This window comes from Pseudomonas sp. Seg1 (assembly GCF_018326005.1).
Taxonomy (GTDB): domain Bacteria; phylum Pseudomonadota; class Gammaproteobacteria; order Pseudomonadales; family Pseudomonadaceae; genus Aquipseudomonas.
Map to the genome: position 1 here is coordinate 2,361,249 of NZ_AP021903.1, position 25,613 is coordinate 2,386,861.

A 25,613-nucleotide genomic window follows, 5' to 3' on the forward strand; every position below is an offset into this window, starting at 1 on the left:
CAAAGGTGCTCGGCGCTGGACGAGTGGTAGGCATTACGATTGGGTTATGCCGCTCCACTCGAGCCCGAATCGCGTCAGATATTTCCTCAGTCGATCGGCATCATTCGGCTGCGCCTTGGCTTGTCGCGATACTCCAAACAGTTTTCGCCCGGCATCTGACAGGCTGTCGGCCTGTCGGCAAACCTCAAGCACACCCTTCAATTGCAGGCGATCAAACAGATCCATGCTCTCGCCATTTCCCGGCAACTCATCCGTAATGCCTGCGGGTTGCGCCAGACCCCATGCGTAGCGCAACCGATCAATTTCCTCCTGCACTTGCGCTTCATCAATCCGCCCACTGTCAGCCAACGTCGCCATCCGCGTGATCGACGCCGATAGTTCGCGAAAATTGCCCAGCCATGCCGCTTCCCTGGAGCTGGCGAACGCCAGGTAGCGGCGGCGTGCTTCCAGGTTGAAACGCACCAGTTGCCCATGTTCACGAGCGTGGCGTTCCAGCTCGAAATCGATGTTCGGCTCGATATCCTCGCGACGTCCCGCGAGACCGGGAAGGTCGAAAGTCCACAGGTTGATGCGCGCGTACAGGTCCTCGCGGAACAAGCCTTCAGCAACCCGGCTGCGCAAGTCGCGATGGGTGCCGGCGATGATCAGGAAGTCGCTGTCGACTTCCTTGTCCGAGCCGAGCGGGAAGAAGCGTTTTTCTTCAATCGCCTTGAGCAGCATTGCCTGTTCGTCTGCGCCCAGTTCGCCGATTTCATCGAGAAACAACATGCCACCATCGGCCGCCCGCAGCAGTCCGTCGCGGGCGTTTTGTGCGCCGGTGAATGCGCCTTTGACGTGGCCGAACAATGCAGACATTGCGCCGTCGCCGCGCAGGGTAGCGCAGTTCACTTCGACAAAGCGGCCCTGCATCTGATGGCGGCTGCGCTTGAGCTCGAAGATGCGTCGGGCGAGAAAGGATTTGCCGGCGCCGGTCGGGCCGATCAGCAGCATCGGCGCTTTAGAGCGCACCGCCACGCGTTCGATCTGTTCGATGGAGCGGTTGAATGCGGCATTGCGCGTGGCGATGCCCGACTTCAAGAACTCGAGGCCTTCCAGGCGTTTGTTGGCGAAGCGCGAGGCGATGCGATCATAGCGCGACAGGTCGAGGTCGATCAGGGCGTGAGTGCCGGTGGCGTGTTCGTCTTCGCTTTTGCGTTTGGCGGGCGAAGTCTGGATCAGGCGTGCCGGCAGGTAGCGCGCTTCGGTCAGCAGGAACCAGCAAATCTGCGCGACGTGGGTGCCGGTGGTGATGTGAACCAGATAGTCCTCCTGCTCGGTGTCGAAATCGTAGGCGGTGGTGAAGTCGTGCAGTGCGCCGTAGACCTCTTCGAAATCCCACGGATTACGCAGCGACATCGGGTGCAGGCGCACTTCGGTTTCCGGGGAGATCTGTTGGATATCAGCGCGAACGCGCTCGGCGAGGCTGATATCGCGGGCATCGACACCGTGAATCAGTTCCAGGCGGTTGATCAGCACATCCGGCTGTTGGCACAAACCTACGCTGGGTCGCCAGTGGCTCCAGCGGTTGGCGCCTTTACCGACGCGATCAAGGGTGGCTCCGATAAAACCGATGGCGACTGTGCGTTTGTTGGGCATGTTTATCTCAGAAGATAAAAGACGATATCCAATGATAGATTTTCGTTGATGGGCTTGTCGCGAATTTAATTGGCAGAAGCGCTCTAAAAAATAAAAACCGTTATAAATCAATAAGATAAAAATAATTAAAAAAACAAAAACAAAACTGGCACAGCGGCTGCAATACCTATCGCAACGAACAGGACAACACAGCGAGACGCCACGATGGCCAACCAGAATCTCTTCAATACGCAATCGAATCACTTGCCAGCCTGCGACACTCTGAATGCCTCCGGTGCCTCGGCCTATGCCTACACACCCAAGCATCAACTGGCTCAATTGGCAGTGACCGGTTGCCTCAACCAGACCTTTTACGCTTCTGCTGAAAGCCAACTGGAGCAAGTGTTGAAACTGGTGGCCGAACTGGACAGTAGCTTCGTTGCCAAGGCGGCGATTTACGCTCGTAAAAAAGGCCATATGAAAGACATGCCGGCATTGCTGTTGGCCGCATTGACCGCTCAGCGTTCAATGCTGGTGCCACAGGTTTTCGAGCAAGTGATCGATAGCGGCAAAATGTTGCGCAACTTTGTGCAGATCCTCCGCAGCGGTGCGACCGGGCGTAAATCCCTTGGTTCGCAGCCGAAGCGATTGGTGCAGAACTGGTTGAACAGCGCGACTGAACGCCAACTCTTGCAAGCATCGATTGGCAATCAGCCTTCGTTGGCAGATGTCGTGAAAATGGTTCATCCAAAACCTGCTGAAGCCTGGCGCGAAGCGTTCTTCGCCTGGTTGATCGGTAAACCGGTGGATGTGCAGGCGCTTCCGCAATTGACCCGCGATCTGCTGGCGTTTCGCAGCGGTGCCAGTGAAGAAGTGCCAGCGGTGCCGTTCCAGTTGCTCGGCAACGAAACCTTGAGCAAGGAACAATGGGCCGCTCAGGCTCGCAACATGGGCTGGCAGGGGCTGCGTATCAACCTCAACACTCTGGCTCGCCACGGTGCGTTTGAAGTGCCAGGTTGCGTCGAGTATGTGGCGGCGCGGTTGGCGGATCCGCAAGAAGTTGCCAAGGCGCGGGTGTATCCGTACCAGTTGCTGGCGGCCTATCGAATGATGGGTGAGGACATTCCAGCGCGGATACGTGAAGCGTTGCAGGATGCACTGGAATTGTCGTTGGCCAACGTGCCACAACTGCAAGGCTCAGTGGTGGTTTGCCCGGATGTCTCGGGCTCGATGGGCAGCCCGGCAACCGGTTATCGCCAAGGCGCGACCTCGGTGGTGCGTTGCATCGATGTCGCGGCGCTGGTGGCAGCAGCCGTATTGCGCAAACAACCGCTGGCACGGGTGATGCCGTTCGAAGTGGGCGTGGTGGATATCCAGCTCAACCCGCGTGACAGCGTGATCAGTAATGCGGAGAAACTCGCCGGTATTTTTGGCGGTGGCACCAACTGCTCGGCACCGCTGGCGAAACTGGCCGACAGTAAGGCCAGGGTCGACACGCTGATTCTGGTATCGGACAACGAATCCTGGATCGACATACGACGTCGGGGAGCCAGTGAGACGATGCGTCAATGGGAGCGGATCAAGCAGATCAACCCGCAGGCGCGACTGGTGTGCATCGATATCCAGCCTGGCCATGCAACACAGGCAGCGGATCGCGATGACATCTTGAATGTCGGTGGTTTCAGCGATGCGGTGTTTGATGTGATCGAGCAGTTCACCCGCGGTCATTACGGTGCGCAGCATTGGGTTGAAGCGATCGAAAATATGCAATGAATTGATTTATCACAGGCGCTGAATGCTGATGGGACTACATCCAAGACGTCTCATCAAACCCTTGTCAGCGCGTGTGACGGCACGAATGCCGGGTGGCTGTACATTGGAGTCCGGTTAATCCCGGAGCGCCGCAACGCGCAACAGTCACCCACTTTTGTCGTGCCACCTTATTTGTAGTGAAGGCAGCGAATGCGACAGGTACTCCATAGGAAACGCGGGTTCGAATCCCGCCCCGGCAACGGGGGCTTAAATCAGGCGGAGCCACAGTGTCTGTGTTTTTGTCGCTGCTACGAACGGAACAACGCCGAATGATCGGCCAATGAATAAAGAATAGAGAAATGAAAGAACATACCTACCAACTGCTTGAAGTCGCCAACGGCAAGCCGATCAAGCTCTGGACCGAAGGCGTCCCGGTCGAAAACGAGGCACGCGAACAGTTGATGAACACCGCGAAGATGCCGTTCATCTTCAAGCATCTGGCGGTCATGCCGGACGTGCATCTGGGCAAGGGCTCGACCATCGGCAGCGTGATTCCAACGGTTGGCGCGATCATTCCGGCTGCGGTCGGCGTGGACATTGGTTGCGGCATGATCGCGGCGCGTACGTCGCTGACTGCCGCCGATCTGCCGGACAATCTGCTCGGGCTGCGCAGTGCCATCGAGCAAGCGGTGCCACACGGCCGCAGTTCACCCCGGTCGCGGCGTGACAAGGGCGCCTGGGACGAGATTCCGCAACAGGCCGATCAGGCATGGGCGGCATTGCATCCGCGGTTCAAGTTGATCACCGACAAGTATCCGAAAATGGCCAACACCAACAACCGCGGGCATTTGGGCACTTTGGGCAGCGGCAACCACTTCATCGAAGTGTGCCTGGATGAAGCCAATCGGGTCTGGTTCATGTTGCACAGCGGTTCACGCGGTGTCGGTAACGCCATCGGCAACCTGTTCATTCAAATGGCCCAGGCGGATATGCGTCAGCACATCGCCAACCTGCCGGACCGCGACCTGGCGTACTTCGAAGAAGGCAGTCAGCACTTTGATGATTACGTGGAGGCGGTGGGCTGGGCGCAGGACTTCGCCAAACAGAACCGTGAGTTGATGATGCGAGCGGTGATTCAGGCGACGCGGCAGATCATCCGCAAACCGTTCGAAGTGGCGTTGGAGGCGGTCAACTGCCACCACAACTACGTGCAGAGAGAGCGGCATTTCGGCGAAGACATTCTGGTCACCCGCAAAGGTGCGGTGTCGGCGAAGAAGGGCGAGCTGGGGATTATTCCGGGCTCGATGGGCGCCAAGAGTTTCATTGTCCGCGGTCTGGGCAACGAAGAGTCGTTCAGCTCCTGCAGCCACGGCGCCGGTCGCACCATGAGTCGCACCAAGGCGAAGAACACCTTCACCGTCGAAGATCAGATCCGCGCCACCGCTCATGTGGAGTGCCGTAAGGATGAAGCGGTGATCGACGAAATTCCGATGGCCTACAAGGACATCGACAAAGTCATGCACGCCCAGCGTGAGCTGGTGGAAGTGCTGCACACCCTGCGTCAGGTGGTGTGCGTCAAAGGTTAAAAGGAAAAGATGTCATGGAATTCGAAGAGCGCCACCCGCTGTGCAGCACGATGCGCGCACGGGTGCTGGAAGAGTTGGCGCGCATAGAACGCGAGCGCAACGTTACGGTGTTGTATGCCTGTGAGTCTGGAAGTCGGGCCTGGGGCTTTGCCTCGACCGACAGTGATTACGACGTACGGTTTGTGTACGTGGAGAAGCCTGACTGGTTTGTTCAGGTCGACACACCGCGAGACGTGATCGAGCGACCGCTGGACGACGAACTCGACGTCAGTGGCTGGGAGCTGCGCAAGACCCTCGGGTTGCTGCGCAAGTCCAATCCGACGCTGCTGGAGTGGCTCGATTCGCCCTTGGTGTATCGCAGCGAAACGGCAGCGGTGGGGCAACTGCGCGAACTGGCGGAGGCGTTCTATAGCCCGCCGGCCGCCCGTAGCCATTATCTGTCGATGGCAAAGAAGAACTTTCGCGGCTACCTGCAAGGCGAAACCGTGCGGTTCAAAAAGTACTTCTACGTGCTGCGGCCGCTGCTGGCGGTGCGCTGGATCGATCAGGGCCGCGGCCGGCCACCAATGACCTTCGCCGATCTGCTGACCACGGTCGATGATCGCGCATTGCTCGATGAAGTCGACGAACTGCTTGCGCTTAAACGCAATGCCGACGAGAGCGCCTACGGGCCACGGCGTCCGGCGCTGCACGGGTTCATCGCTGCTGAGCTTGAGCGCGAAGTGCCTGCATTAAAAAGAACTCAGGAAAACTCGCGACGGCTGGATCAGTACCTCAGGGATACCGTCGGGCTGTACGCATAAGGATCGCAATGAAACAGGAAGTGATTGAACTGGACGGCGCCATCGGTGGCGGCCAGGTGTTACGCAGTGCCTTGAGCCTGTCGATGGTGACAGGTCGGGCGTTTCGCATTAAGCAGATTCGCGCCAGACGCAGCCGTCCGGGACTGTTGCGTCAGCATTTGACGGCGGTGCTGGCGGCGGCCGAGGTGTGTGGCGCCAAGACCCTGGGTGCGGAGTTGGGTTCGCAGGCATTGAGTTTCGAGCCGGGAGCGATTCGCGGTGGCGATTACCAATTCGCGATTGGTACGGCTGGCAGTTGCACGCTGGTGTTGCAGACGCTGTTGCCTGCGTTGTTGCGCGCACCCGAGGCGAGTCGGGTGCGGATCAGCGGCGGTACTCATAATCCGCTGGCACCGCCGACGGATTTCCTGACCCGCAGTTGGTTGCCATTGCTGCGGCGCATGGGCGCCAACATTGAGCTGGATCTGCTGCGACACGGTTTTGTACCGGCAGGGGGCGGTGAGATCGAAGCAAGGGTGCAGCCGTCAGCGCTTGTCCGAATGGACTTGTCTGAGCGTGGTGCGGCCATTTCGTCCCAGGCTTCGGCGCTGACGGCAGGGCTTGCACCGGTTGTCGCCGAGCGTGAGCTTGATCGAGTGTCCAAGCGTTTGAGTCTGCCGGCGGACGCATTGCAGCAGGTCACGCTCGATCCGGCGCGTGGGCCGGGCAACGTGCTGTTGCTGGAATACGCATTTGAGCATGTCACTGAAGTGTTCAGCGCATTTGGTCAGGTTTCACTCCGCGCGGAGAAGGTCGCAGACGCGGCGATCAACCAGGCGGCGGACTGGTTGCACAGCGGTGCGGCGGTGGCCGAACACCTCGCTGATCAATTGTTGTTGCCGATGGCGCTGGCCGGTGGTGGATCGTTTACCACGCCGCGCATGACCGAGCATCTGCACAGCAACATCGCCGTCATCGAGCAGTTTTTGCCGATCAGCGTCGAATGTCGGGAGGAGGGGCCAGATCGTTTAAGGGTTGAGGTCAGTGCGATCTGACAAATGCAACGGGACAGCGGGATTTCATCATGACATCGCGCTGTCCCTTTTTTTGTAGCCGAATATTGCCAAAAAGCGGCAAATTGCTGGCCCCCGAGTGACTGCTTCGTCGGCAAAATCGCCTTTTTTCAAAAGGTTAGGTTGGCTATATGCGGACGATTGTCATAGCCGTTGCAACGCTTTCCCTGGCTGTTCTTGCCTCGGGAGTCCAGGCAAAAGAGTTAAGCAAAAGCCATCGCTTTGCCTGTGCCTGGGGATCGGATATTGCCGCCGGCGCGCAACAATCCAAGCTGTCAGGGATATCTTTGTATGGCGCGCGTAAACAATTGCAGGTGCGCAAATTCCAGCAACCGTGGATGCGCATGACCGCCATGGGCATTACCGAGCAGACCTACAACAGCGCTTCGAAGCTCAAACCGGCGGCAGTCAAGCAGACCTATTACGAGCAATGCGTCAGACACGAATTGGCCCAGCGCTGAACAAAAAGCCCAACCTGAACCGGTTGGGCTTTTTCATGCCTGACGAACCGCCAGCGTTATTTTTCACTTTCGCAATTGACCATCCACGACACGCCAAAACGATCTACCAGCATGCCGAAGCGTGCGGCCCAGAAGGTTGCTTCCAGTGGCATGTCGACGCGCCCGTCCTTGGCCAATGCGTTAAATACCCGTTCGGCTTCAGCGATGCTGTCGACATTCAGTGAAATCGAGCATCCGCTCATGCCCTGAGTCGGCCGGTCGGGCGTAGTGTCCGAGGCCATGATCGACTGATCGCCGACTTGCAGTGACGTGTGAATGATCAGATGGTGATGCTCTTTCGGCACATGCTCGGCGGCCGGCGTTTCGCCGAAGGTCATCATGGCCTCAAGTTTCCCTTGCAAGGCTTGCTCGTAGAACGTGAAGGCTTCGCGGCAGTCGCCGTTGAAGATCAGGTACGGGTTGATTCTCATGTCTCTGCTCCCAGTGGTCAGACGCGGAGAGTGGCGACCGTTCGCCGGGTTCCGCGATGGGCGGTGAAAACGTAGCAGAGCGTTGGACGCCGGGAAGTGCGAAGTCTTCCAGACGTTTTTCTCATGAAAAGTGCACGTCTTAGCACGGCGCAGTGTTCTGACATTCAATCGACAATAAAGCGTTCGTCTTCATCACTCAGACATATCGTCAATTGATGTCCATCCTTGTCGAATGCACAGTTGGGCAATGAAAGCTGCATTGCGATCCGGATGGGCGCACCGATAAACACAATGGCGATCAGGGTGGCTACGATGGCTTTGCCGATCAATACAGGACGAGACCCAAGGCGGTTGTTCCTGAGCCGCGAACGCAGAAACAGGCCAAGGGCAAGGAGAGCAGCGCCGATGAACATTGTGCTGCCGATTTCATGCGGGGTGATGCTGTAGATCTGCTGCTCTGCGTCGTTCGGATAATTGATCAGCCACCAGGTGCCGATGCCCAGTGGCAAAAGTCCTGCGGCGATACAGGCAGGTATCGACCCGGGCAAGCGCAGTAACAGACTCAACAGCAGGACCCCTGTGGTCAGCATCCACGCGGAGGCAAACAGGGGACCGTTCATGCCACCCATGAAAGTGCCGCCGACATCTCTGGGGGAGATCAGGTACACGTCATAAAAGGCGATGTGCAGTGTCAGTGCGAGTACAGCTAGCCAGGAGACAGGGTAGTAAAACCAGAAGAAATTGGCGCGGGATAACACACTCAGTCCTTTTCGTGGTGTTCGGGCGCGGCAGTATGCCGAGGAATACCCGACACTGGAAATCCAATCGCGGCGCTGGAGTACCATGGCGCACTCTCTTCCTCTGCCGAGCCCAATGCCCTATGCCTGTTCTATCGCGCTTCACGTCATTGCTCGACCAGGGACAGCGGGCCTTGCGACTGGTTTGGGGCACGTCGCGCGGCTTGTTCCTGGGGCTGGTACTGGCGACGTTGTTTGCCGGACTGCTGCCGGCGCTGGCGGCATGGCTGGGGCAACGGATTGTCGATGCGGTGGTCGCGGCGATGCAGCTGCACGCGCAGCACGGTACGGCGCCATTGTGGCCGGTGTTGCGTTATGTGTTGCTGGAGGCCGGGGTGTTGGCGTTGCTGTCCGGAACACAACGGGCGCTGTCCGTGCAGCAGTCGCTCTTGCGGGTGCAACTGGGGCAGAAGGTCAACACGCTGATTCTGGAGAAAGCACAGACCCTGTCGCTGGTGCAATTCGAGAACTCCGAGTTCTACGACAAACTGGTGCGTGTGCGTCGCGAAGCCTCGACCCGGCCGCTGGCGTTGGTCATGAAATCGCTGGGGCTGATCCAGAACCTGATCATGCTGATCAGTTTCGGCGTGCTGCTGGTGCACTTTTCGCCGTGGGCGCTGGTGTTGCTGGTGGTCGGCGCGTTGCCGGTGTTCTTCGCCGAGGCGCATTTTTCCGGTGACGCTTTTCGTCTGTTCACCCGGCGTGCGCCGGAAAGTCGCCAGCAGAATTACATCGAAACCCTGCTGTCCCACGAGGCCTACATCAAAGAGGTCAAGCTGTTCGGTTTCGCGCCGCTGTTGTTGCAACGCTATCGCGACACGTTCGCCAGGCTCTATGCCGAAGACCGCCGATTGACCTTGCGCCGCGATGGCTGGGGCTTCGGCCTCGGATTGCTGGGTACAGCGGCGTTTTACCTGGCCTATGCCTGGGTGGTGATCGATGCTGTGCATGGCAATATCAGCCTGGGCCAGATGACCATGTACCTGGTGCTGTTCAAGCAAGGGCAGGGCGCAGTCAGTAGCAGTCTGAGCGCGATCAGTGGGTTGTACGAAGATGGCCTGTACCTGACGAGTCTTTACGAATACCTGGCCGAACCGGTACTCGCCGACACCGGTCATCTGACCGTCGGCGCGCAACCGGGCGATGGTTTGCGCTTCGAGAACGTCGGTTTCCGTTACCCCGGTGCGAGTCGCGCGGCACTGCAAGGCATCGACCTGCATCTGGTGCCGGGGAAAAGCATGGCGCTGGTGGGGGAGAACGGCTCCGGCAAGACCACGCTGATCAAGTTGCTGACCCGGCTCTACCGTCCGGATCAAGGGCGGATTCTGCTCGATGGCAGTGACTTGCAGGATTGGGAGGAAACCACGTTGCGTCAGCGCATCGGGGTGATTTTCCAGGATTACATCCGCTATCAATTCAGCGTCGGGGAAAACATCGGCGTCGGCGATACGCTGGCGTTCAACGATCAGCAACGCTGGAAGGACGCCGCTGCCGAAGGCATGGCCGCGCCCTTTATCGAAGGCCTCGATCAGGGTTACGCAACGCAATTGGGGCGCTGGTTTGCCGGTGGTCAGGAGCTGTCTGGCGGCCAATGGCAGAAGATTGCCTTGTCCCGGGCCTACATGCGTCGTGATGCCGACATCCTGATTCTTGATGAACCGACCTCAGCCCTCGATCCGGCGGCAGAGGCGGCGGTGTTCGAGCATTTCAGTCAACACACCGAAGGGCGCATGACCTTGCTGATCTCTCACCGGTTTTCCAGCGTGCGCAATGCCGACCACATCATCGTGCTGGAACAGGGGCGGATTCTGGAGCAGGGCGATCATGACGAGCTGATCGCCTGTGCCGGGCATTACGCGCAACTGTTCGATTTGCAGGCTCGCGGCTACCGTTAGGAGTCCTGCGCACTGCGCAGCATGGCCGGCCCGGCTACACGCGGCGCCGGTTTACTCTGCATCAATGCATCGATCGCCTTGCGATAATTCTGCCCACCCAGTGCCATGCTGTTGTTGTGCGTGGCACCCGGTACCAGCAACAGTCGCTTGGGTTGTTGCGCGGCGTTGAACAACTGCTCACTGAAGCGCGACGGCACGAACGCATCGGCCAGACCGTGCACCACCAGCAATGGCATATGAATGTCGGCGATTTTGTCGATGGAATCGAATTTCTGCGACAGCAGCCAGCGCACCGGCAGCGAGGTATTGGCGACGGCCGCAGTCACATCTGCCAGTGAAGTGAATGTGGATTCGATCACCAGCCCGCGCACAGGGAGTGCGGCGTGATCACGGGCAGCATCCTTGCCGAGTTCGGCGGCCAGATCGATTGCCACGGCACCGCCCAGAGAGTGGCCGTAGATCAGGCGCTTGTTCGGGTCCGGCTGCAACAGTTTGAAACGCTCCCAGGCGACTCGCGCATCTTCGTAAACGCTGCTTTCCGAGGGCAGATCACCCTTGCTCTTGCCGAACCCACGGTAATCGATGGCCAGCACCGAATAACCCGCCGCGCGCAATTGCTCGATACGGAACAATTGCCCGGTGAGGTTCCAGCGCACACCGTGCAGATAAAGAATCGCCGGGGCATTGGCTTTTTCCGCAGGCCACCACCAAGCGTGGATGTTCTGCCCGGCTTTGAAACTCTTCGGTTGCAGATCGAGTTCCTGCACGCTGCCCGGCAAACCGTGGTACCAACCTGCCGTACCGGGCTCGATGCGAAACAGCAATTTGCGCTCGGCATGTTCCAGCACGGCACAGCTCGTCGGCACACCGATAATCAATGCGGCCATGCAGGCGAACGCCAGGCGGCGACGGCGCAGTCGAGTCATAAAGGAAAGGAACATTAAACGTTTCACCGCAGCGCAGACAAAGAAGGCTTTTTACCAGATGACTCGGTCTGCGCGCGATATTTTCGACCACCGTGCGAGGTCAACAATTACAAAATGCTGCGCCGGTTCAGTTCACCTGTAGGACGATCTTGCCGATATGGTCACCGGCTTCCATGTGCGCATGCCCCTGAGCTGCGTCGGTGAGTGCGTAGACTTTGTCGATCATCGGCAGGCAGCGCCCAGCGTTCAGCGCCGGCCAGACGTGTTCGCGCAGCTGATCGGCGATGGCGGATTTCTCCGCCGTGGTGCGTGCACGCAATAGCGATCCGGTCACCACCGCGCGTTTGCCGAGGATCGCCAGTAGATCGACATCGTTGGCCCGGGCGCCGCCGAGGAAACCGAGCATGACCACGCGCCCGTCCATCGCCAAGGCGCTGACATTGCCGTTGAGGTACGAGCTACCCATGATGTCGAGAACCACATTGACACCCTGGCCAGCGGTTTTCTCGGCGATCACTTCAGCAAAATTCTGCTCGCGATAGTTGATCGGCTGGCCGCCCAGTTCACTGATTGCTGCGCATTTTTCAGGGCTGCCGGCGGTGGCGAAGGCTTCGATGCCAAATTCGCGGCAGAGCATCAGCGCCGTAGTGCCGATGCCGCTGGTGCCGCCATGAATGAGTACACGTTGCCCACGGCTGGCACCGCCGAGGCCAAACAGGTTGGCCCACACGGTAAAGAAGGTTTCCGGGATCGCGGCGGCGTGCACCCAGTCGAGTCCGTCGGGAATCGGTAGCGTCTGGCCCGCCGGAACGGTGCAGTATTCAGCGTAGCCGCCGCCATTGGTCAGCGCGCAGACTCGATCACCCACAGCAAACTGGCTGACCCCGGCGCCGAGGGCCACCACTTCGCCGGCCACTTCGAGACCGGGAATCGGGTTCATGCCGGGCTTCATCGGGTATTTTCCGGCGCGCTGCAAGGCGTCCGGCCGGTTGATGCCGGCTGCGTGTACGCGAATCAGCACTTCACCTTCAGCGGCCACCGGCAGCGGTACGCGTTTGGGTTGCAGGACTTCGGGGCCACCGGGTTCAGTGATTTCGATGCGGGTCATTTCGTTGGGCAAGGTCATTTCAATTCCTGCTGATGAAGGTTCTGTAGATGGGAGGTCTGTGCAGTGCAAAAATTCCAGTCAATCGGCGCAACCCTGTGGGAGTGGGCTTGCCCGCGAAGGCGCCTGCACAGCCAACGCAGCGTTGTCAGGCAGGGCGCTTGCGTGAGCAGGCCCACGCCCACCCTGATTTGTGCGGTACCAGAGGTTCATCGCCTGCTCCAGCAACAACGCCACCACGATCGCGCCAGCGGCGATCACGAACAGCAACGCGTGATGGCCGCCCGTGGCATTGAACACGGCTGAATAGGCAAACCCGGCCAGCGCCTGAAACGTAGCGAACGACACGGTGGCCCGGCTCCAGGCGATCTGCTGGCGATGATGCTCCGGCACCAGCTCATGCACACGGGCCAAGGCCAATGGCACGATGCCGGGCGGAAATGAGCCCAGCACCACTGCGAGCACCGCCAGCGCGATGAATGAGTGAGACGTCGCCAGCAGTCCAAGCGCAATCGCCTGCACCACCAGGACCAGACGAATGCTCGTCCGGGCGCCGAATTTGTCCGCCAGAAAGCCATAACTCACCGGCCCGACAATCGCCCCCAGGCCATACATCACCCACACCAGCGCGCCGATATGTGCCCCGGCACCGATCCCGCGTGCCACGTAATCCACCAGAAACACCATGGCTGGCACCAGTCCGGCGGCCATGAAAGCGTATTGAGCGAACAGTAAATACACGCCGGGCGGTGTCGGCTGGACCGCCGCGTTCGATTGAGCGGCCACCGTGTGCGGCAAGTCAGAAGGCCAGCCAAACCAGCTCAACGCGGTCAGCAGCAAGGACAATGCGCCCAGTCCCAACCAGGTGGCTTGCAGACCCAGACTCAACAGCGGTGGCACGATGGTCCCCGAGCCGGCGATGCCCAGCCCGATGCCCAGGAAGATCGCGCCGCTGGCCAAACCTTTGCGGGACGCTGGCACGTGGGGCAACACCGTCGCGGCCACCAGCACCATGATCGCGCCACCGGTGATCCCCGACAGCAAGCGCCAGCCGAAGAACCAGCTCACCGACAACGGAAACGCACAGGCAAAAAAAGCGGCGGTGACGAGCAACATCATCAAGCGCAGGGCGTTTTTGTTGCCGAGTTGGCGTGCGAGCGGCCGACCGAGCAGGGCGCCGATCAGATAGCCAACCAGATTGGCCGCGCCGAGGTAGACCACGTCGTTGGCGGAGAACCACTGCGCCTGAATCAGTTCGGGAATCAGCGGTGTGTAGGCAAAGCGTGCCAGACCAATACTGACCAGGCTGGCGCAAAGTCCGGCGAAGATGGCTAGTGCTGAAGATGACGTACGCATGGGAGCGTTCCTTGGGAAGGTGTATGGCGCTGAGCATATCGGCTATCGTTGCTGCTTTAACGCAGCGATTAGGCGGCGCAGTGATGCATATTTGCATCGGTAGGGGGCGGTATGAATTGGGATGATGCACGGGTGTTTCTCGCTGTTTGCCGCGAGTCTTCGCTACGGGGGGCAGCGCGGGTTCTAGGCGTGGATCAGGCCACCGTCGGGCGGCGTATAACCGCGTTGGAAAAGTCCCTGAGCGCGACATTGTTCTTGCGTACGTCCGATGGCTACGCGCTGACGGCGGTTGGCGAAGCGGCGCTGAAAAACGTAGAAAAAATGGAGCATTCGGCGCTGGAGCTGGAGCGGCAGATCCAAGGTCTGGATGATCGCCTGACAGGCACCGTGCGGGTCAGCACCACTGATTCGCTGGCCATCGACTTCCTGATCCCGGCCATCGCGCGCCTGCACCGGCAGCACCCGGACGTGCGCGTGGAACTGGATGCGTCCACGCAAATTCTCAGTCTGGCCAAACGCGAAGCGGACATCGCCGTGCGCAACACCCGACCGGACAACCCCGACCTGATCGCCCGGCGGATTGCCCGCTGGCCGGTAGGGTTGTTCGCCTCACAGGCCTACATCGACGCCAAGGGGATTCCGCAGCAGGGCACGGCGTTCGAGGGCCATGACCTGGTGGTTTATCAACCGTATTTGCAACGTCAGAAGGAGCTGACACTGGCCTGCGAACCCATCCATCGTGGGCGGATCGTCGCCAGCCTCAGTTCAAGCCTCTTGGTGCGCCGCTCGATTGCGGCCGGAATCGGTGTAGGAGAAATGACCGCTTACATGGCCGAACGCGATGGCTTGGTCAGGCTCTGGCCGGAGCGCAGTTGCCCGCAACCCTATGAGGTGTGGCTGGTGACTCACGCGGATTTGCGCCATACCGCGCGCGTGAGGGCGGTAATCGAACAAATTGTCGAGGTGTTTGCGACAGAGAATGAGTGAGTGCGACGACTGCTTTGGCAAAACTACGCTGCCTGACGAAAAGGCCTACACCCCGAGCAGAATCCGCTGGCTTGTGGGCTTTGGGGGAGGGCTCTATTGTTTCTACAGCTGGGTGAGAGACGTAGCGCTTACACCCAGGTGATCGACCAGGGAAGGTATCGGTAACCCAAGGAAGGGGATCGGATTGAACGCCAGGGAAATTGAGCAATACCAAAACATGAACGCTTCGAGCAAAGGTCAGAGCACTCCCGCCATGAACACTATCAGCCGTGAAGAATTCAACGCCAGAATCGAGGCCATTGAGACAAGGATGGATGCTCGGATGGAGGCTGTATCAGGGAGGATCGATGCGTTTCTTTTAGCTCAGGCAGCCAGGGACAAAGCGAATGAACGCATTCGGATCGAGCGCGATAAACGCCTCGACTCAATTGCCGTAGAGTCGAAAGAAGCGCTCAGACAAGCAAGTACCGTGAAGGCGAATGTCTGGATGGCAACGGCTGTGCATTTATTTGGCGTGGTCAGCATTGTCATTGGTGGCTACTTCGCCAGTCAGGCCAATCTGTATGTTGCGATACAAACAACCCTGACGGCGGTTCAGGCGGGCAAGGATGTCGGCGTACCAAAGCCTGCCGAGCTGCCATCGTCCGAGTCGCCACAATAAAAAACGGCCTTCAAAAGAAGGCCGTTTTTACGCGCGTTGGAGCACTGCCTCATGGCATCTGCGGCAACTCCTGCGGCCGCAAGTCAAACACCAGTACCTCGGCATCCACGCCATTGTTCAAGGTCAGCGCCTGTTCTTCGCGAACCCGCACGCCGTCACCTTCCTGCAACCGCTGACCGTTCAGTTCAACACTGCCGCGAGCCACGTGGACATAAGCGTAGCGATTGGCCGGCAGTTTCAGCGTGGCGCTTTCCTTGCCATCGAACAGCCCGGCATAGACCCGCGCATCCTGGCGCACGGTCAGCGAGCCGTCGCTGCCGTCCGGCGAGATGATCAATTGCAGCCGGCCGCGTTTTTTCTGCGGGCTGAAATGCTCCTGTTGATAGCGTGGTTTGGCGCCGCCAACGTCCGGCACGATCCAGATTTGCAGAAAGTGCACAGGCTTGGTCGCCGAATGGTTGAACTCGCTGTGCGCCACGCCGCTGCCGGCACTCATCAGTTGCACATCGCCGGGGCGGATCACCGAGCCGGTGCCCAGGGTGTCCTTATGCTCCAGCGCACCTTCCAGCACGTAGGAAAAGATCTCCATGTCGCGATGCGGGTGCTGGCCGAAACCTTTGCCGGCGGCAACGCGGTCATCGTTGATCACCAGCAGGTCGGAAAACCCCTGCTCCCGCGGATCGCGATAGCTGGCGAAAGAAAAGGTGTGGAACGACTTCAACCAGCCATGATTGGCGAGGCCACGATCGGAGGCTTTGCGAAGAGTCAGCATGATGAAATCTCCTTGGGGGACGTTGATTCGTCCGAGTGAGGAGAAGCTTACTGGTTACCTTTCGATGCAATAAGTAGGTGGAAATTGAAAGACTGTCGCAATCAGGTTGACAGTTTTGCGCGGCAGTTCACGCAACTTTTTCCGACACTCATCGCACGCTTGGCCATAATGTCCAACCTGTCTCATGCGTTTACTTTCTTTGATCTCAGTGATGTCTCCCCATGAAAACCGTGGCAATGGTGTTGTTCCCCGATTTTCTCCTGCTCGACATGGCCGGGCCGATGGAAGTGTTTTCGGTGGCCAATCGTTTCCTGAAAGCAGAATCACATTATCAATTGGTCACCCTCGGCACTGAGCGCGGCAAGTTGCGCGCCTCCAATGGTTTATGGGTGCACGCCGATCGGCCTGTCGAAGACGACCGTGAGCACTATGACTTGCTGCTGGTACCCGGCGGCCCCGGTGCTTACAACGAGAAATTCCCGGCGCTGTTCGACTGGTTGCCGGACGCCGTGCAGCGCGCCGAACGCTATGGCTCGATCTGTACCGGCGCCTTCGTGCTGGGCCATGCCGGATTACTCGACGGCTTTCGCGTGACCACCCACTGGAATTACACCGAACGCCTGATCAAGGGCTTCCCGAGAGCCACGGTCACGACCGACCAGATCTACGTTGAAGATCGCAATTTGATCACTTCCGGGGGGGTTACCGCGGGCATCGATCTGGCGCTGGCCGTAGTCGCACGGGACCATGGCAAAAAACTCGCGCAGGATGTGGCCAAAGTGTTGCTGGTGGTAATGAAGCGCCAGGGCGGGCAGGCCCAGTTCAGCCCATTGATGGCCGCCGTCGCGCCGCAGGAGACTCCGATCACCCGGGTGCAGAATTACGTGCTGGAACACCTCGACGAAGCGTTCACCGTGGAGCGCATGGCGGGGCTCGCGAACATGAGTGCGCGGCACTTCGCGCGCTTGTTCAGCCGTGACGTCAACATGACGCCTATGGAGTTTCTGCAAAGTGCGCGTATCGATTGCGCGCGCAACTTGCTCGAAACCAGCGATCTGCCGATGAAAACCGTGGCTTATAAAAGCGGCTTCGGCAGCGTGCGGCACATGCGCTCGTTGTTCGCTGAAAAGCTCTGTCTTACCCCTGCGCAGTACCGCGAACAGTTCAGCTAGAGCGGTTCTGTCCGTCTGGCGCACCCGGATGTCCGTGCTGCGCCCTGTACGGCGGTTGTGCCGTCATCGCAGGCTGCCAAGATAGTTGGCATGAACAGCCTCAACGATTTGAACGCGGCGTCGGTGCTGTATTTCGGCCCCTATGCCTTTCATTTGCGCCAACGGTTGATCCTGGAAGGGGATCGACCATTGCGCATGGGCGGGCGTGCGCTGGACATTCTGCAAGTGCTGGTCGAGCGCGCAGGCAGAGTGGTCAGAAAGGAGGACTTGATTGCACGGGTCTGGCCGACGTCGGTGGTTGAGGAGATCAATCTGCGCGTGCACATCGCCGCCCTGCGACGGGCACTCGGCGATGGTGAAAACGGCCAGCGCTACATCGTCAATGTGCCGCAATGCGGCTACTGCTTCGTTGCTCCCGTGCAGGGCGACAGCACCGCGCAGGAAGTCCTGGAAAACCTGCAGGCGCCGCAACACAACTTGCCGGTGCGGCTGACGCCGGTCACCGGTCGCGATTCAGTGGTCGGCGCAATGGTGCGGCAATTGCCGCTGTGCCGATTGATGACGGTGACGGGGCCTGCGGGTGTTGGCAAAACCACGGTGGCGTTGCGCGTTGCAGAATTGCTGTTACAGCATTTTCGTGACGGCGTGTGGTTAGTGGATCTGTCGATAGTCAGCGACTCCACGTCGTTACTCGATCACCTCTTGCATACCCTCGATACCAATCTCGCCACGCTGTCTGCCCGCCACACTTTGTTGGTGCTGGATAACTGCGAGCATCTGCGTGAGGCCAGCAAGGCTTTGGCTGAGCGTTTATTGGCGAGCGCGCCAAGGCTGTCGATTCTGGCCACCAGTCGCGAAGCGTTGCAAGCCAGTCTGGAGACCGTACAGCAACTGCCGCCACTGGCCATTCCCAAGTCCTCAGCGTTGAGCAGTGTCGAAGAAACCATGGGCTATTCGGCAGTGCAGTTGTTTGTGAGTCGCGCCCGCGCCCGCCAGCAAGGTTTTACCCTGCGCAAACAAGACCTCAACGCGGTGCGGGACATCTGTCGACGGCTCGATGGATTGCCGCTGGCGATTGAACTGGCGGTGGCGCAAATCGACGCTTTGGCGATGGTCGGGTTGCAGTCCCAACTCGACAACTGTTTGCAGTTGCTCAGTCATGGCCGGCGTACGGCCGTGCCCCGCCATCAGACCTTGAAAGCCGCGCTGGACTGGAGCTATCAGCACTTGAGTGAACAGGAACAGCAGGTACTGCAACGGCTGTCAGTGTTCAAAATGGCGTTTGCCATGGACGCCGCAATGGGCGTGATCAGTTGCGCGCAATTGCCTCCCTCGACGCTGGCCCTGATCATCGAGCGATTGGCGCAGAAGTCCTTGCTGGCGGTGGAGCGGGGTAGCGCAGGGTTGCGCTATCGCATGCTCAACACCACCCGTGGGTATGCCCGCGAACAACTGGAGCGCACTGGTGACTCGAACGATTACGAGCGCCGGCATGCGCGCTACGTCAGTCGTACTCGTTGGGTTTCAGGTCCGCAATTGACTGCCCAACTCATCGAGTAACTCGCGCACCTTGCGCAAGTCCGGGGTGGCGTAGCCTTCGGTGAAGCGTTGATAGATCGGGTTCAGCAGATCCAGCGCTTGGCGGTGGCGATTTTGCCGTTGCCACAGCCGGGCCAGTGAAGTGGCGCTGCGCAGTTCCCAGGCCAGGGCGCCTTGGGCTTGGGCGATTGCGAGTGCCTGGTGCAACACCTCCTCTGCCCGACAGGTATTGCACGTGTCTGCGCTGACGCCTTCGCGGGCCTGCTCGCGATGGCGTCGGCGTGGGCAACCCGATTCTTCAATCAACAACCGTTCAGCCCGAGCTCGCAGAATCTCTGCCGTGCTCCAGCCTGCTGCACCGCTATGTGCGCGTTCAAGCAACGCGTCATCAACAAAACCGCTGTCCAGCGTCACCATGATTTCCCGGATCAGGCCGCTGTCATCAGCCGGCATCGGCACGGCGGTATCGGCGTCAATGACCTGCGCGTAGTGCCGTGCCCATTGATAGAACAGCAATACGGAATGCTTCTGTGCCTGCTCCAGCAACAGATGCAACAAAGCACGGGCGTTCGGTTGGTCACCGTTGTAATGAGCGATCAGGCAACTGGCCAATGCCAGGGTGTAGCAGATCGAGGTGCCATGGTTGATTTGCACGGCGATGTCCAACGCCTGCCGGGCCGTGCGCCATGCTTGTTCCGGAAAACCTTGCAGCCACAACACCCGGGCAAGCACCGTCAGTGAGGCGACGCTCTGGTCGTACTGCACGCCGAAGCCATGGGTGAAGCGGTTGGGATTGCCGCTTTGCGCCATGCGCTGAATCACCTGTTCGGCATGCAGCCGCGCCTGCTGCTGGTCGCCGGCATAATGCAGTGCCAACACGCGCAGGCGGTGGGTACTCAGCGACAACTGCGGGTCGCCGTGCAGGCCGAGTCGATCGAATTGCTCGCTCTGTTCCAGCGCCAATCGATAGTGGCCACAGCTAAGGTTGACCGCCATATGCCCGGACACCGCACGCAGTTGCCCGGCCACATCGTCGTGCTCTAGCGCCAGCGTGTGGGCGTCGACGAACGCCGCGATGGTTTCCGGGGTACCGCCCCAGGTGTGGTAGCAGGCGCTGCCGAGCGCCAGCTTCAGAGCGATTTTCACTCGCGGGCAGGGTTCGGCAGCGTTATCGAGCACGGCCAGTGCCTGACGCACGTAACCGCCGTACTCCTTGAGCAGCGACAACTCTTGCCACAGCGGGGCCGAGGTCGCGGCCAGATAAATACCCACATCGTTGGGGCCGGCACCGTTCAGGCTCCAGTCGAGCGCCGCACGCAAGTCTTCCAGACCGCGCGCATAGCGTTCGATCCATAGGGCGGTTGAGGTGTTCTCCCAGTCAGTCTGCCCCTGATACATCAGCGCCAGACAGCGTTCAGCGTGGCGTTCACGGGTTTCGGCGAGTTCGCCGCACTGGTCGAGTTTTTCCAGCGCGTAGCGGCGGGTGGTGTCGAGCAACCGATAGAACACCTCTTCATCACCGACTTCGACGTTGAGTAACGACTTGGCGACCAGTTGCGTGATTGAGCCGAACACCTCTGCGGGCTTGATGTGCTGACCAACGATCACGGCGGCGGCAGACTCCAGCGTAAAACCACCGCGAAACACGCCGAGCCGACGCAGGCAGGTCTGTTCACAGTCGGTGAGCAGGTTGAAGCTCCAGTCCAGCGTGGCGCGCAGGGTGAGGTGGCGCTCCACGCTGCTCTGAGTGCCGGTGGCCAGTGCCGGTAAACGGCCCTGGAGCTGGCTGAGCAGGCCGTGCAGGCCGAGCCCGCCAACCTGCGCCGCCGCCAGCTCCAGGGCAAGCGGAATGCCGTCCAGACGTCGGCAGATTTCAATGGCATCGGGCAACTCGGCGTCGCTGAGTTCAAAGCCCTCGTGAGCGGCCAAAGCGCGTTCGGCAAACAGTTGCAGTGCAGAAAAACTCAGTGCCTGCGTGCGATCGAGCGCAGCAATCGGCGGTGGGTAATCAAGGGACTCAAGGCGCTGCACATATTCGCCTTCGGCCCGCAGGCTCTCGCGACTGGTGGCCAGAATGTGCACATGCGGTGCACCGCGCAAAATGCGCTCGCTGAGCAGGGCCACGGCGTCGATCAGGTGTTCGCAATTGTCGATCACCAGCAGCATCTGTCGCTTGCGCAGGACGTTGACCAGACTGGTCAGCGGCTCATTGTCATGCAACACCACGTCCAACAGGGCCGCCAAATGCGAGCAGATCATCCGGGCGTCGTTGATGGGCGTCAGGTCCAGCAGCCTGATGCCGTCCTGATAGTGGCCGATCATCTGCTCGGCAACGCGCAGGGCTACGGTGGTTTTGCCGATGCCGCCAGGACCGACCAGCGTGATGCAACGCTTGCGCGGCAACTGCCTGATCAGGTTGTCGACCAGCGGCTGCCGGCCGATCATTCGCGTGCGGCGCAGCGGCAGGTTATGCCGGGTGCCGGTTTCGGCGCAGGTGGGTTGTTCGATCGATTGCACCGCGATCGGTGCGACAAAACTGTAGCCGCGCTGCGCAACGGTGACGATGAACCTCTGCCCGGCCTGACCGTCGCCCAGCGCTTTGCGCAACGCCGCCATGTGCACCCGCAGGTTGATGTCTTCGACCACACTGTCCGGCCAGACCCCGGCAAGCAATTGCTGCTTGCTCACAACTTCGCCGGCATGCGCCAGCAGGATCAGCAGAATGTCCATGGCACGTCGACCCAGACGCAACGGCTGCTCGCCCTCAAGCAGCAGCCGTTTTCCAGGCTGAATCCGATAGGGGCCGAAACCGAGGGCCTGATTCGGGGAAAGACTCAACAGCTCACTCCTGCGATGTTTTTATAATCCTGCCCAGGGTTTGTGAAGTCTTAGTGAGGGCAGGGCGGATGACGGCGTCAGCGGCACGCAAGCCTTCTAATCCGCAGTTTTCAGACATATTCCTCAGGTTCTGGCGTCAGTGCAACGTACAGATTGCCGGAAACCTGTACAACGCTGCGCATAACCGCTGTTTTTACCCGCTGCGCTGCTCGAATCAGCGCGCTGTTCCACAGACAATTAACAACGATTAACTCGTCTGCATCTGCGCCAGCCCCAAAAATCCCTTGAACAAGTTCAACCTCAGGCACAGACCTGACGGCTGCAATGGAATGCACACGTCCGGAGGACGGCGCAATGAGCAACGTGGTGGTGGTCTATCACAGCGGCTACGGCCATACACGCGTCATGGCTGAAGCAGTGGCGCAGGGCGTCGAGCGACACCTGGGCAGTACCTGTCGGTTGGTGACGGTAGAGGAAGTCGAACTCTATTGGGATGAGTTGCACCGCGCCGATGCGATCATCTTCGGCGCGCCGACCTACATGGGCAGCGCGTCGGCGGGGTTCAAGCAGTTCATGGAGGCCAGCGCGGCGTTCTATCTGGCCAAGCCGTGGCGCGACAAGGTGGCCGCCGGGTTCACCAATTCCGGCAGCCTGTGCGGCGACAAGCTCAATACGCTGCTGCAACTTGCGGTGTTTGCCGCGCAACATTCAATGATCTGGGTCGGTCTCGACTTGCTCCCGGCGCGTTCGGCGGCCGGGTTCTTTGATGGGCAATTGAATCGTCTGGGCAGCTCGCTCGGTGCCATGTCCCAATCTAATGTCGAACAGACGCCCGAGCAGGCGCCGCCGCTCGAAGACCGGCGCACGGCGGCCCATCTGGGCGAGCGGGTGGCACAAGTGGCGCAGCGTTTGCGACAGAAGTGAAACAGGACCGATTGCGCGTTATCGGCGCCAGCGCTTACACCGCCAGGCGCATGCCCAGCGGCAATGCCGATGCTTGTGACCTTTTGAGTTTCATTTCCGGCACTTCACGACAGCGCCAGGCGAACGGGCTGATCCCTTCGCTGCGGGTGAAGATGTGGCAGAAGTGCGCCTGATCACAGAAGCCGCATTCCAGGCTGATCTGCGTCAGGCTCAAGTGCGTGAGCTGGATCAACTGCTTGGCGCGGGCGATGCGCTGGGTGCGGATCCAGTCTTGTGGCGAGAGTCCGGTGCTGCACTTGAATGCTCGGGAAAAATGACTGCGTGACAACGAACATGCCTCTGCCAGTTCGGTGACTTCCAGGCTTTCACCGAGGCGATCGAGGATCAACTGTTTGACCCGCCGTTCGCGCTGCGGACTGAGGCCGCCGATGCGCGGTGTGCGAGATTCGCTGGCGGGGGCGAGGGCGACTGTTTGTTGTAAGTGAGCCATGGCCAATGTCCGTGTCGGGGGGGAAGGCACGCTCGGTACTTTCCCCTCAGGTCAAAAAAACAATGTTGCGCAGAGGGTTTCATTGTTCGACGGGACCGAAAGGCTGACGAGTTAAACGTTGTTAATTGCGCCGCGAAACGTTGAACTCAGCACATCGCTGCAAGTCGGCGAGGGGGCGGATCGGCGAGGATGGCTACTATCTAGAGGCGCACGTTCGGTGCCGTCGAAGATCGATCAAGCAAGGGGATTGGCATGACAGGTTCGTTACACGCTACGTGGGGCACACTCGGATTGGCGCTCGCGCTGGCGGCCACAAGTGCTCTGGCACAGGCGCCGCAGGTCGGTACGCAGGCCCCCGGCTACTTTCGTTTGGCGCTGGGCGACTATGAAGTGACGGCACTGTTCGACGGTTATAACGATCTGTCACCCAAATTGCTGCAGGGCATGAGTCAGGGGCAGATCCGTGCATTGCTCGCTCGCCGTTCGATTGAAACCCCGGGCGTGCAAACGGCGTTTAACGCTTTTCTGGTCAACACCGGCAAGCAGTTGATCCTGGTCGACACCGGTGCCGGGCAGTGCATTGGCGCTACCGCCGGCCAACTTTCGGCGAACATGCAGGCTGCGGGTTACCAACCGGAACAGGTCGATACCATTCTGCTGACGCACCTGCATCTGGACCACGTTTGCGGACTGGTCGACGCTGAGCAAAAACCGGTTTTCGCCAATGCCACAGTCTATGCAGCCAAGGCTGAGGCCGACTATTGGCTCGATCCGCAGGCGTTGGCCAAAGCCCCGGCCGGGGCGAAAGAATTCTTCAGGATCGCTCAGGATTCCACCGCACCCTACGTGGCCGCGGGCCGCTTCAAGACCTTCACGCCGGGGCAGTCGCCGCTGCCAGGTGTGGTCGAGGCTGCACTTGAAAGCGGGCACACCCCAGGCAGCACCACCTACCGTTTCACTTCTCAGAACCAGAGCATCGTGTTCATGGGTGACCTGGTGCACAACCTCGCCGTGCAGTTCGACCACCCTGAAGTGTCGATCAGTTTTGACGTCAACGGTCAGCAGGCGATCAAAAGCCGTAACGCTGTGTTCAGCGCTGCGGCCGCCAGCAAAACCTGGGTGAGCGCCGCACACCTGCCGTTTCCGGGGATCGGTCACATCACCGCCATCGATAAGCACTTCCAATGGGCGCCGGTGGAATACGGCCCTTACAAACGCGCGGCCAAAGTACCGTTGATCGAGTAAAGTACGGCGCTCTCGCACCTGACTGAACAAGACTTCCAAGCAAGGAACACGAGCCGATGAACCGTAACGATCTGCGTCGCGTCGACATGAACCTGTTGGTGATTTTCGAAGCGCTGATGTTCGAAAAGAACCTGACCCGCGTCGCCGAGAAACTGTTCATGGGCCAACCCGCCGTGAGTGCGGCGCTCGGCCGTCTGCGCGATCTGTTCGATGACCCGTTGCTGCTGCGCAACGGTCGCAGCATGGAGCCGACCGCCCGCGCCCTGGCGATTCTCAAGGAGCTGCAACCGGCGATGGACGTCATTTCCGGGGCCGTCAGCCGCGCCAAGGAATTTGAACCGGCGAGCAGTTGCGACGTGTTCCGCATCGGCCTGTCGGACGATGCCGAGTTCGGCCTGTTTCCGCCGTTATTGCGCAAGCTTCAGCAAGAAGCACCGGGGATTGTCGTGGTGGTGCGCCGCGCCAATTACCTGCTGATGCCGGCGCTGCTGGCGTCCGGGGAAATCTCGGTGGGTGTCAGCTACACCACCGATCTGCCCGCCAACGCCAAGCGCAAGAAACTGCGCGACATTCCCTGCAAAGTCCTGCGCGGTGACGATCGTCCGGGGCCGCTGACACTGGATGAATACTGCGAACGCCCGCACGCGATGGTGTCGTTTTCCGGTGATCTGAGCGGCAACATCGATCTGGACCTGGCCAAGCTGGGCCGCACTCGCCGTGTAGTCCTCGGCGTGCCGCAGTTCAGCGGCTTGCGCGCCTTGCTCGCCGGCACCGAAATGATCGCCACCGTCCCGGACTATGCCGCGTGCGCTCTGGTCGAGGGCTGTGCCTTGCGCGCAGAAGATCCACCGTTCCCGATCGAAGCGGCGCAGCTGTCGATGGCCTGGAGCGGGGTGCATGACAACGACCCGGCGGAGAAGTGGTTGCGGTCGCGGATCAGTCAGTTCATGTCGGTGTCGCTGGATATCCCCTCGGTCTGACGAAACAACACAGTTCCCCCCCCATGTGGGAGCGAGCCTGCTCGCGATGGCGCCCGGTCAGTCGACATCCCTGTTGAATGACACACCGCTATCGCGAGCAGGCTCGCTCCCACAGGGGTTTTAGGTGAAAGAAAGAAAGAGAGCACATCCATCCAATTTCCCCGCGCCCGGCATCGGCATTATTCAGG

Annotated in this window: 22 protein-coding genes; 13 read left to right on the top strand and 9 right to left on the bottom strand. The window is 59.9% G+C overall.

What is annotated here, in order from left to right:
* Positions 1 to 33: 33 nt before the first annotated feature.
* The gene (gene rtcR / locus KI231_RS10480; protein ID WP_213028165.1) at positions 34 to 1,635 is read right to left on the bottom strand and encodes an RNA repair transcriptional activator RtcR; all 1,602 of its coding nucleotides are present in this window, start codon (positions 1,633 to 1,635) and stop codon (positions 34 to 36) included.
* Between the two features lie 204 nt (positions 1,636 to 1,839).
* On the opposite strand from rtcR, the gene KI231_RS10485 reads away from it, so the two are divergent.
* The 5 genes from KI231_RS10485 (at position 1,840) to KI231_RS10505 (ending at position 7,268) form a co-directional block, all read left to right on the top strand.
* Positions 1,840 to 3,387 carry an RNA-binding protein gene (locus tag KI231_RS10485; protein WP_213028166.1) on the top strand — a complete coding sequence of 516 codons (1,548 nt, stop codon included), beginning with the start codon at positions 1,840 to 1,842 and terminating at the stop codon, positions 3,385 to 3,387.
* A gap of 338 nt (positions 3,388 to 3,725) precedes the next feature.
* Positions 3,726 to 4,952 carry an RtcB family protein gene (locus KI231_RS10490; protein ID WP_213028167.1) on the top strand — a complete coding sequence of 409 codons (1,227 nt, stop codon included), beginning with the start codon at positions 3,726 to 3,728 and terminating at the stop codon, positions 4,950 to 4,952.
* 14 nt (positions 4,953 to 4,966) lie between these two features.
* On the top strand, positions 4,967 to 5,755 hold the full coding sequence (locus tag KI231_RS10495) for a nucleotidyltransferase domain-containing protein (protein ID WP_213028168.1): 789 nt from the start codon (positions 4,967 to 4,969) through the stop codon (positions 5,753 to 5,755).
* An 8-nt stretch (positions 5,756 to 5,763) separates the two neighbouring features.
* The gene (gene rtcA / locus KI231_RS10500) at positions 5,764 to 6,789 is read left to right on the top strand and encodes an RNA 3'-terminal phosphate cyclase (protein ID WP_213028169.1); all 1,026 of its coding nucleotides are present in this window, start codon (positions 5,764 to 5,766) and stop codon (positions 6,787 to 6,789) included.
* Positions 6,790 to 6,938: 149 nt separating this feature from the next.
* The gene (locus KI231_RS10505; protein ID WP_213028170.1) at positions 6,939 to 7,268 is read left to right on the top strand and encodes a hypothetical protein; all 330 of its coding nucleotides are present in this window, start codon (positions 6,939 to 6,941) and stop codon (positions 7,266 to 7,268) included.
* Positions 7,269 to 7,324: 56 nt separating this feature from the next.
* Here the strand turns inward: KI231_RS10505 and KI231_RS10510 are convergent, their stop codons facing one another.
* Both KI231_RS10510 and KI231_RS10515 read right to left on the bottom strand, forming a co-directional pair.
* Positions 7,325 to 7,738, bottom strand: coding sequence for a VOC family protein (locus tag KI231_RS10510; protein ID WP_103304913.1), 414 nt, complete (start codon positions 7,736 to 7,738; stop codon positions 7,325 to 7,327).
* Positions 7,739 to 7,902: 164 nt separating this feature from the next.
* A complete protein-coding gene (locus KI231_RS10515) occupies positions 7,903 to 8,583 on the bottom strand; it encodes a hypothetical protein (protein WP_103304914.1) in 681 nt (226 codons plus the stop codon).
* Positions 8,584 to 8,618: 35 nt separating this feature from the next.
* On the opposite strand from KI231_RS10515, the gene KI231_RS10520 reads away from it, so the two are divergent.
* Entirely contained in the window at positions 8,619 to 10,430 is a 1,812-nt protein-coding gene (locus tag KI231_RS10520; protein WP_213028171.1) for an ABC transporter ATP-binding protein, read from the top strand.
* Here the strand turns inward: KI231_RS10520 and KI231_RS10525 are convergent.
* From KI231_RS10525 to KI231_RS10535, 3 genes are all read right to left on the bottom strand, one after another.
* Positions 10,427 to 11,371 (bottom strand): alpha/beta hydrolase, encoded by a 945-nt coding sequence (locus KI231_RS10525; RefSeq protein ID WP_213028172.1) that lies wholly within the window; start codon positions 11,369 to 11,371, stop codon positions 10,427 to 10,429. The genes KI231_RS10520 and KI231_RS10525 overlap by 4 nt on opposite strands.
* A 112-nt stretch (positions 11,372 to 11,483) precedes the next feature.
* On the bottom strand, positions 11,484 to 12,482 hold the full coding sequence (locus KI231_RS10530; protein ID WP_213028173.1) for an NAD(P)H-quinone oxidoreductase: 999 nt from the start codon (positions 12,480 to 12,482) through the stop codon (positions 11,484 to 11,486).
* A gap of 60 nt (positions 12,483 to 12,542) precedes the next feature.
* Positions 12,543 to 13,817 (bottom strand): YbfB/YjiJ family MFS transporter, encoded by a 1,275-nt coding sequence (locus KI231_RS10535; RefSeq protein ID WP_213028174.1) that lies wholly within the window; start codon positions 13,815 to 13,817, stop codon positions 12,543 to 12,545.
* Positions 13,818 to 13,928: 111 nt separating this feature from the next.
* Here KI231_RS10535 and KI231_RS10540 point away from each other — a divergent pair, with 111 nt between their 5' ends.
* Complete coding sequence (locus tag KI231_RS10540) at positions 13,929 to 14,804, top strand: LysR family transcriptional regulator (RefSeq protein ID WP_213028175.1); 876 nt, start codon at positions 13,929 to 13,931, stop codon at positions 14,802 to 14,804.
* Between the two features lie 184 nt (positions 14,805 to 14,988).
* Positions 14,989 to 15,465, top strand: a complete 477-nt coding sequence (locus KI231_RS10545) for a hypothetical protein (protein ID WP_249412115.1) — start codon at positions 14,989 to 14,991, stop codon at positions 15,463 to 15,465.
* Positions 15,466 to 15,514: 49 nt separating this feature from the next.
* On the opposite strand, the gene KI231_RS10550 is transcribed toward KI231_RS10545, so the two are convergent.
* Positions 15,515 to 16,237 (bottom strand): pirin family protein, encoded by a 723-nt coding sequence (locus tag KI231_RS10550; RefSeq protein WP_213028176.1) that lies wholly within the window; start codon positions 16,235 to 16,237, stop codon positions 15,515 to 15,517.
* Between the two features lie 221 nt (positions 16,238 to 16,458).
* On the opposite strand from KI231_RS10550, the gene KI231_RS10555 reads away from it, so the two are divergent.
* Together KI231_RS10555 and KI231_RS10560 are read left to right on the top strand one after the other, a co-directional pair.
* Entirely contained in the window at positions 16,459 to 17,409 is a 951-nt protein-coding gene (locus KI231_RS10555; RefSeq protein ID WP_103304921.1) for a GlxA family transcriptional regulator, read from the top strand.
* Positions 17,410 to 17,499: 90 nt separating this feature from the next.
* Positions 17,500 to 18,969, top strand: coding sequence for an ATP-binding protein (locus KI231_RS10560; protein ID WP_213028177.1), 1,470 nt, complete (start codon positions 17,500 to 17,502; stop codon positions 18,967 to 18,969).
* Here KI231_RS10560 and KI231_RS10565 read toward each other — a convergent pair.
* A complete protein-coding gene (locus tag KI231_RS10565; protein ID WP_213028178.1) occupies positions 18,934 to 21,786 on the bottom strand; it encodes an ATP-binding protein in 2,853 nt (950 codons plus the stop codon). The two genes, KI231_RS10560 and KI231_RS10565, sit on opposite strands and share 36 nt — an antisense overlap.
* 354 nt (positions 21,787 to 22,140) lie before the next feature.
* On the opposite strand from KI231_RS10565, the gene KI231_RS10570 reads away from it, so the two are divergent.
* Positions 22,141 to 22,710 carry a flavodoxin family protein gene (locus KI231_RS10570; protein WP_213028768.1) on the top strand — a complete coding sequence of 190 codons (570 nt, stop codon included), beginning with the start codon at positions 22,141 to 22,143 and terminating at the stop codon, positions 22,708 to 22,710.
* A gap of 34 nt (positions 22,711 to 22,744) precedes the next feature.
* On the opposite strand, the gene KI231_RS10575 is transcribed toward KI231_RS10570, so the two are convergent.
* Complete coding sequence (locus tag KI231_RS10575) at positions 22,745 to 23,200, bottom strand: helix-turn-helix domain-containing protein (protein ID WP_213028179.1); 456 nt, start codon at positions 23,198 to 23,200, stop codon at positions 22,745 to 22,747.
* A 252-nt stretch (positions 23,201 to 23,452) separates the two neighbouring features.
* On the opposite strand from KI231_RS10575, the gene KI231_RS10580 reads away from it, so the two are divergent.
* Together KI231_RS10580 and KI231_RS10585 are read left to right on the top strand one after the other, a co-directional pair.
* The gene (locus KI231_RS10580) at positions 23,453 to 24,445 is read left to right on the top strand and encodes an MBL fold metallo-hydrolase (protein WP_103304926.1); all 993 of its coding nucleotides are present in this window, start codon (positions 23,453 to 23,455) and stop codon (positions 24,443 to 24,445) included.
* Between the two features lie 56 nt (positions 24,446 to 24,501).
* The gene (locus KI231_RS10585) at positions 24,502 to 25,425 is read left to right on the top strand and encodes a LysR family transcriptional regulator (RefSeq protein ID WP_103304927.1); all 924 of its coding nucleotides are present in this window, start codon (positions 24,502 to 24,504) and stop codon (positions 25,423 to 25,425) included.
* Positions 25,426 to 25,613: the final 188 nt, after the last annotated feature.